The sequence below is a fragment of the Clostridium sp. genome (assembly GCF_021443865.1).
GTDB lineage: Bacteria > Bacillota > Clostridia > Clostridiales > Clostridiaceae > Clostridium.
This window is the reverse complement of record NZ_JABUTB010000089.1, coordinates 1-8,255: the sequence shown is the minus strand read 5'-3', so window position 1 is coordinate 8,255 and position 8,255 is coordinate 1. Positions and strand designations below refer to the sequence as shown.

Sequence of the window (8,255 nt, the reverse complement as noted above, 5' to 3'; positions counted from 1 at the left end):
ACTGTGAACTGAAACCTCTGTAAACTGTGAGTCAAGTAAATGTTTAACTCTGTATAAGTAGTGATCAACATCTTTTTTAATTAAGAATAAAGAAAAAATAGTTTCAAGAAATGATATTATAGAAGCTTTATGGGAATCTGATGAATTTGTTGATGATAATACATTAACAGTTAATATTAATAGATTAAGAAAAAAGTTAGAGGAAATAGGTGCAGAGGGGTTTTTAAAAACTAAGAGAGGATTAGGATATATATTAATATGAAGTTTTTAGAGTATTTTAAAGAGAGATTAATATTTATAATTATAAATTTTTTAATATTAGCATTTACAGCAGCTTTACTTAAGCTTTTAAAAGTTGATTCTTATGCAATTGTATTTATATTTGTAATAAACTTTGCTGGAATATTAGTTTATCATATTTATGATTATCTTAATAAGAAAAAGTACTATGATGATTTTATTACGAATTTAGAAGCTTTAGACAAAAAATATTTAATTTCTGATGTTGTTGAAGAAGGAAACTTTTCAGAAAGTAAAATTTTATATAATATAATTAATGAGATTACAAAATCAATGAAGGATGATATATCTTCTTTAAAAATGAGTAATGAGGAATATAGAGAATATATTGAGCTTTGGGTTCATGAAGTAAAAACACCAATATCTAGTAGTAAGCTCATTATAGAAAATAATAAGTCAGAATTAACGAAAAGTATTGAAGAAGAAATTATTAAAATTGAAAATTATATTGAACAAGCTTTATTCTATGCTAGAAGTAATGCACTAGAAAAGGATTATATTATTAAAGATGTAGATTTAAGGAGTAGTGTAAATAAAGTAATAAAAAGAAATTCAAGAGTCTTAATTGAAAAGAAAATAAAAATAGAAACTTTAAATTTAGATAAGATTGTTTATACAGATAGTAAATGGATAGAGTTTATTATCAATCAAGTAGTGTCTAACTCTATCAAATATATGGATAATGATAAAAGAGAAAATATAATAAAATTTTACACTAGAAATATTGGAGAAAATATTATTTTATCTATAGAAGATAATGGCATTGGAATGGATGAAAGAGACGTGATTAAAGCTTTTGAAAAAGGATATACAGGAGAAAATGGAAGAAACTTTGGAAAGTCTACTGGTATTGGGCTATATCTATGCAAAAAGTTAACTAAAAAGCTTGGACTAGGAATAAGTGTTGAATCTACAGTGAAAAAGGGAACAAAAGTATCTATAGTTTTCCCAATTAATAAGATGATGATATTTAATTAAAATATTTATATGTTTTTTGAGGTCCAATATATGAAAATATTAATATTTGGTATTTTAGCAAGTGAAAAACCCTATTACAAAAAGGTAATAGGGTTTTTATTATTATATTCTACTTAGTATAAAGCTAATTAATAGATTGATGGAGGAGAATAATATTGAAATTATTAATACTTTTGTTAAAAGTAAATTATATTTAATTATATTTATATGAGCAAATAAATCTAAATTCATAACATTAAGTATTAATAATATTGCAAAAATAAATATAACTCCTATAGATGCTCCTTTAATATCTGCTGGGCTTAAAGAAATATGGGAGCAAATATTAAATACTAGGTATAAGAATAAATAAAATTCTGGTCTTTTGAAATTACTCATTGGGAATATACTCTTTAAAAATTCAAATATACCATTAGAACTTAGTAACTCACTAGTATTTTCTAATGAAGCTGGTACAAATATTTTAAGTAATAAGATAATAAGTAGACTTCCACATAAAATAGGGGCTACACCTATAAAGAAATTTCCAATTTGATGATAAATATTCCTAGGGTTATAGGAATGATTTACATATCCTAAAGTTCTGTTTTCATCACTAACTTGAAAGAATTTTACTTCCTTAATTTTATGTCCAAATAATAAAGCTACTACAAGATGACTGAGTTCATGAATTGGAACTCCTACAATTCCAGTAAGATAAATAGCTTTTCTACCTAATTTTCTTTGGTAGTTAGCCATAGATGTATTTCTTAGAAATCCTAGGATTAACCCAGCTATAACTATAATACCAATAAACCAGAACAAATCTATTAATGTTTTTAATAATATATCTGTAATATTCATAATAAATCAACTCCAATCATTATAAATTTATGACAAGTATAAGATATTTTAATGTTATTATATTTGATTTTGATATTTAATTAATATCAATATATCTTATATTTACTATGCTTTGGTATGTTTGTATATTAACATAATTTATGAGATAATACACTTAAAATCCATATAAATGGGAAAAATTAGACTTGAAAATTTTGAATAAATATTAGTATTACAAAAATGTAAGATTTATGTTATATACTTCCATGGATGGAGATTTAATAATAAAATACAATATTCCTATATTAAGAAATAGGAGGGATTAACTTATGGAAAAGGAAATATTAAGAGTAGATAATGTTGAAAAATATTATGGCAGAAAGGGTAATATTACTAAAGCCATAAATAATATAAGTTTCACTGTAGAAGAGGGAGAATTCGTAGGGGTAATGGGAGCCTCTGGTAGTGGTAAAACTACACTTTTAAATTGTATTTCAACAATTGATAAGGTAAGTAGCGGACATATTTATATTTCTGGCAATGATATTACTAAGCTTAATTCTAAAAAAATCTCAAAGTTTAGAAGAGAAGAATTAGGTTTTATATTTCAAGACTTTAATTTACTAGATACTTTAACAGCTTATGAGAATATAGCTCTTGCATTAACTATAATGAAGGTTAGTCATAATGAAATAGATAATAGAGTAAGAAAGGTTGCTAAGAACTTAAATATAGAAGAAGTACTAAACAAGTATCCTTATGAAATGTCAGGTGGTCAAAAGCAAAGAGTTGCATCAGCTAGAGCTATTATAACAAAACCTTCACTTATTTTAGCTGATGAACCAACTGGAGCTTTAGATTCCAAATCTGCAAAAATGTTGCTTGAAAGTATGGAGGATTTAAATAAAAATCTTAAGGCTACTATTATGATGGTTACTCATGATGCTTTTTCGGCTAGTTATGCAAAGAGAATTTTATTTATTAAGGATGGTAGAATATTTAATGAGTTAATTAGGGGAAATGATTCAAGAAAGAAATTCTTCGATAAGATAATTGAAGTTATTACACTTCTTGGAGGTGATCAAAATAATGTATTCTAAGTTAGCTTTTAGGAATTTAAAAAGAAGTTTTAAGGATTATGCAATATATTTTTTAACCTTGGTATTTGGAGTTTGTATATTTTATACCTTTAATTCAATAGAATCCCAAAGTATTATGCTTGAATTAAATGAAGCTCAAGCTAATGCCTTTAAAGCAGTGGATTCAGTAATGGGATATGCATCGATATTTGTATCCTTTGTATTAGCTTTCTTAATTATTTATGCAAATAACTATTTAATAAAAAGAAGAAAAAAAGAGTTTGGTATATATATGACCTTAGGTATGGATAAAGGTAATTTATCAACTATAATATTTTTTGAAACATTATTGGTAGGTATAATATCTTTAGTAATTGGATTAGGAGTAGGTGTTATTTTATCACAAGGATTATCAGTGTTAACAGCTAAGATGTTCCAGGTTAATTTAATTAAGTTTAAATTTGTATTTTCATATGCTGCTATGATAAAAACCCTTATATCCTTTGGTGTGATTTATATATTAGTGCTTATGTTTAACTCAATGTCTATAAGGAAAATTCAATTAATAGACTTAATAAACTCATCTAAGAAAAATGAAAGTATTAAGGTAAGAAATATTTGGATTTCTGTAGTTGTGTTTATAATAAGTTTAATAATGATAGGAGATGCTTATTATATTGCTCTTAGTAGAGGAACTTCAACTATAGGTATAAATGTAAATGGAAGAAGTATTTTACTTGGTATTGTTGGCACATTTTTATTCTTCTTCTCACTATCAGGCTTCTTATTAAAACTTGTTCAGTTAAATAAAAAATTCTATTTAAAAGATTTAAATATGTTTGTTTTAAGACAAATAAATAGCAAAATAAATACAGTATTTATTTCAATGTCCTTTATCTGTTTATCATTATTTATAGGTATATGTATGCTGGCAGCTGGTCTTGGAATCAATAGTGCAATGAATGCTGATTTGAAAGATTTAACTCAATACGACCAAACAATTTGGAGTAATAATGGAATAGATATAGAAGAATATTTAAGAGAAAAAAATCTTGAAATAAAAGATTACTCAAAGAGTTATTCCAATCTTATATATTATAATAGTAACATTAGATATAGTGATATTTTATCACCAGAGGATATAACTAAAGCAAAAGATTTATATGCTCTTGCAACAGATGGAGAAATTCAAGTTCTTTCATTATCAGAATTTAATGAGGTAATGAAAATGTTAAATAATGAGCCTCTAAGGTTAGAGGATGGAGAATATGCTTTATTTTCAGATATAGACATTTTAATAGATCCGTTAAATAATGTATTGAATAATAATAGAGAAATTAGTATAAATGGAACTACTTTAAAGTCAGGTGCTAAAAAGACAATAGAAGTAGTTGCTTACAACCAAACAATGAAAAATAATCTTTGTACTATAATTGTAAAGGATGATGTTATTACTGGGCTTAACCCATGGGCAGCAACTTTAAATATAAACTTCAAAGAAGATAGTGAAAAAATCTTTAATGAAAAACTAGACAATATTCGTGAAGTAAGTAGAGAAGAAAATGAAGTTAATGTTTTCTACATTACAAAAGATGAATTAATTGCAAGTTCTACTAGTATGGGTGCTATGATATCTTACTTAGGAATATATATTGGAGGAATCTTCTTAATCGTTTCTGCGGCTGTACTAGCACTTCAACAATTATCTGAATCCAGTGATAATATTGCAAGATATAATCTTCTAAGAAAGATAGGTGTAGATGAAAATATAATTAATAAATCTTTATTGATTCAAATAGCTATATATTTCTTAATGCCACTATCTTTAGCGCTTATTCATTCAGTGGCAGGATTAGAATTTTCTAAAAGAGTAATAACACTTTTCGGTAGCATTAGTATTATGAATAATATTTTAATTGCAATAGGAACTCTTATTATAATATATGGAGGATACTTTATTGCTACCTATATTGGAGCTAAGAAAAATATTAAGAATGTTCTTTAAACTAAAATGAGGCTGCTACAACAGCCTCATTTTTAGTTGTAATAATAGGGGTATAATGTAAAATATGTTATAATAAGTTCAATAAAGGTTATTACTTTGACTAAATAAAAGAAAATTTCGAGAGGTAAATTATATGAAAAAAGTATGTAGATTGTTATTTGTTTTACACTTATTTGTAGGAGTAGGAGCTATGGCGGGAGCTAGTATGGCTATTTTAAATCCTTATACTCCAGGAGGAATGTCAACGGATTCTTTAAATAATTCCCCCTTTAGTAACTTTCTTATACCAGGAATTATATTATTTATAGTAATTGGACTTGGAAATATCTTTAGTGCTATATCAATGATTTTTAAATCAAAATATCAAGGCTATATAAGTAGTATTTTTAGCTGGGCCTTAGTAATATGGATACTTGTTAAATGTATAATGCTTAGAACTGTTATTTATCTACATGTTATATTTTTTATTATAGGTTTAGTACAAGCATTTATATCATTTATGATATTATTTGAAGAGAAATTATTTCCTTCAAATATTATTTTAAATATTTTAAAAAGGCTACAAAGGAAATTTCCCAATAGTATTATTCTAAAGCATATAAAAAATTGGTGAAGAAAAGTTTATTGGTATAATTAATAAAAACAATTAATACTTGAAAATATTTATCAATGGGTTATAGTTTATAATAAGAATAAAAAATATACATTAAAGGAGGTATGTACATGAGTATTAAATTAAGTGCCTTAGATCAATCTCCTATAGGTGAAGGTTCAAATTCTACGGAAGCTTTAAGAAATACAATAGTTCTGGCACAAGAGCTAGAAAAGTTAGGATATTATAGATTTTGGGTGTCTGAACACCATGATACAAAAAGTTTAGCTGGTTCAAGTCCAGAAATACTTATTTCTAGTATTGCAGCAAAAACAAATAAAATTAGAGTTGGTTCAGGTGGGGTTATGTTACCTAATTATAGCCCTTATAAGGTTGCTGAAAATTTTAAAGTATTGGAAGCTTTATATCCAAATAGAATAGACTTAGGTATAGGTAGAGCTCCAGGGGGAATGCCATTAGCAAGTAAGGCTCTAATGCAAGGTAGAAGTATTTTTAGTGATAATTACGAGGAAAAAGTTTTAGATTTAATAAGATATATTTATGATATAGTTCCAGAAAATCATGAATTTAGTGGGCTTAAGGCCACTCCAATAACTAATACTTATCCTGAAATTCACATATTAGGTTCTAGTGGGGGAAGTGCTAGTCTAGCAGCAGGAACTGGGGCATCCTATGCTTATGCTCAATTTATAACTGGAGGTATGGGTGTAAGTTCAGTAAATTGGTATAGAGATAATTTCAAAAAATCAGTTGTTTCTTCATCACCTAATACTATTATTTGTAGCTTTGTAATTTGTGCTGAAACAGAAGAAGAGGTTAATAACCAAGCTGCAATGATGGATTTGACTTTACTTTTAGTTGAAACAGGAAAGTCCTATGGAATACCTTCACTAGAAAAAGCATTAGCTTATAAATATTCTGAAGCTGAAATGCAAATAGTAAATAGAAATAGAAGAAGAATGGTAATTGGAACACCAGATAAGGTTAAAGAACAAATAATAGATATGAGTAAGTTTTATAATACAGATGAATTTATGATAATTAACTTAAATACAAATTTAGAGGAAAAGATAAAATCTTATAAATTAATTTCAGAAGCCTTTAATTAGAGTTAAAGAATTATGCTAATATATAATAAGTAATGAAGGTTTTTTAGGAGGTCTTATATGAAAATTTTAATTACTAATGATGATGGAATTGATGCAAGAGGAATACTAGCTTTAGCAAAAGAAATTTCAAGGAAACATGAAGTTACAGTTGTAGCACCAAGGGAGCAGAAAAGTGCATCTAGTCATTCAATTTCAATTCATAATCCAATAAAAATAAGAGAAGAAAATTTAGATGAGAATTTTAAAGCATATAGTTTAGTTGGAACTCCAGCTGATTGCACTCAAGCAGGATTATCATTATTATGTGAAGATATAGATTTAGTTATATCTGGAATAAATAGAGGTTTAAATTGTGGAACTGATATATTATATTCTGGAACTGTTTCAGCAGCAATAGAAGGAGCTATATATAATGTTCCATCAATTGCTATTTCTATGGAAGTAGATTGGGAAAGACATAATGAAGATTATACTAAGGCAGCTAAATGGATAAGTAAAGTAGTTGATATAGCTGAAAAAAATTATTTGAGAAATGATGTAGTGTTAAATGTGAATGTGCCAAATACACTAGAAGAAGAAATAAAAGGTATTAAGGTTTGCAGACTTGGAAAGTCAACTTATAAAACAAACTATATTTTATTAGAAGATAATGAAGATAAGACTTACATAACAAAGGGAACAAGAAATGAAATATCTGAAGAAGATTCAGACCTTTACTTCTTATCACAAGGATATGTAACTTTAACACCACTACATTTTGATTTTACTAATTTCATAATTTTAGATGAAGTAAAAGATATTTTTGAAGACTAGTTAAGTAAACTTATAAAAAATAATGTTGTGGTAATAATATATTGCCACAACATCCATAAGAATTTCAAATATAAAAAGAAATATTCTATTACTTATATGCTATAAATTTATTGTAGTTATCTATCCTTTAAAATTGAAGCTTTATTTTCTTCAATATAATCTAATAAAGCATTCTTAATGGCAGTTATAATGGCATCTTTTCCTTTATCAGACTTTAAGTATCTTTCATCAGATTGATTACTTAAAAAACCTAACTCTAATAATACTGGAATACTTGAATTTAATTCTAGTACTGCTAAAGCATCCTCTTTATTGCTATAGGTCTTTACCTTTCTATCTTCTGTATAATTTGCATTAATTAGTTCATTTTGAATAGTCAATGCTAAGTTTTTACTATTTTCATCCTTTAATTTATACCAAGTTTCAACACCCTTAGAGTCTTGATTATTGTAGTCACTATTACAATGAATAGATACAAATAAATCTGCCTTTAAAACTTCTGAAAATTTAATTCTTTCCTTTAAACTATCATTTGA

The 8,255-nt window shown here is 26.3% G+C and carries 8 protein-coding genes and 1 pseudogene; 7 read left to right on the top strand and 2 right to left on the bottom strand.

Going from position 1 to position 8,255, the window contains the following annotated elements; translation table 11 throughout:
- Window positions 1-76: 76 nt before the first annotated feature.
- Window positions 77-262: pseudogene (locus tag HUJ77_RS13060) on the top strand (winged helix-turn-helix domain-containing protein); the annotation flags it as partial.
- Window positions 259-1,278 carry a sensor histidine kinase gene (locus HUJ77_RS13055; RefSeq protein ID WP_291709306.1) on the top strand — a complete coding sequence of 340 codons (1,020 nt, stop codon included), beginning with the start codon at window positions 259-261 and terminating at the stop codon, window positions 1,276-1,278. The pseudogene HUJ77_RS13060 and the gene HUJ77_RS13055, both read left to right, overlap by 4 nt.
- Before the next feature lie 102 nt (window positions 1,279-1,380).
- Here the strand turns inward: HUJ77_RS13055 and HUJ77_RS13050 are convergent, their stop codons facing one another.
- Window positions 1,381-2,121 (bottom strand): hypothetical protein, encoded by a 741-nt coding sequence (locus HUJ77_RS13050; RefSeq protein WP_291709304.1) that lies wholly within the window; start codon window positions 2,119-2,121, stop codon window positions 1,381-1,383.
- Between the two features lie 308 nt (window positions 2,122-2,429).
- Here HUJ77_RS13050 and HUJ77_RS13045 point away from each other — a divergent pair, with 308 nt between their 5' ends.
- The 5 genes from HUJ77_RS13045 (at window position 2,430) to surE (ending at window position 7,719) form a co-directional block, all read left to right on the top strand.
- Window positions 2,430-3,200, top strand: coding sequence for an ABC transporter ATP-binding protein (locus tag HUJ77_RS13045; RefSeq protein ID WP_291709303.1), 771 nt, complete (start codon window positions 2,430-2,432; stop codon window positions 3,198-3,200).
- Entirely contained in the window at window positions 3,190-5,184 is a 1,995-nt protein-coding gene (locus HUJ77_RS13040) for an ABC transporter permease (protein WP_291709302.1), read from the top strand. Before HUJ77_RS13045 ends, HUJ77_RS13040 begins: the two co-directional genes overlap by 11 nt.
- Before the next feature lie 133 nt (window positions 5,185-5,317).
- Window positions 5,318-5,797, top strand: coding sequence for a hypothetical protein (locus HUJ77_RS13035; RefSeq protein ID WP_291709300.1), 480 nt, complete (start codon window positions 5,318-5,320; stop codon window positions 5,795-5,797).
- Window positions 5,798-5,907: 110 nt separating this feature from the next.
- On the top strand, window positions 5,908-6,906 hold the full coding sequence (locus HUJ77_RS13030) for an LLM class flavin-dependent oxidoreductase (protein WP_291709298.1): 999 nt from the start codon (window positions 5,908-5,910) through the stop codon (window positions 6,904-6,906).
- Window positions 6,907-6,963: 57 nt separating this feature from the next.
- Entirely contained in the window at window positions 6,964-7,719 is a 756-nt protein-coding gene (gene surE / locus HUJ77_RS13025; RefSeq protein ID WP_291709296.1) for a 5'/3'-nucleotidase SurE, read from the top strand.
- A gap of 116 nt (window positions 7,720-7,835) precedes the next feature.
- On the opposite strand, the gene HUJ77_RS13020 is transcribed toward surE, so the two are convergent.
- The coding region (locus HUJ77_RS13020; RefSeq protein ID WP_291709294.1) for an N-acetylmuramoyl-L-alanine amidase at window positions 7,836-8,255 on the bottom strand (420 nt) is incomplete at its 5' end.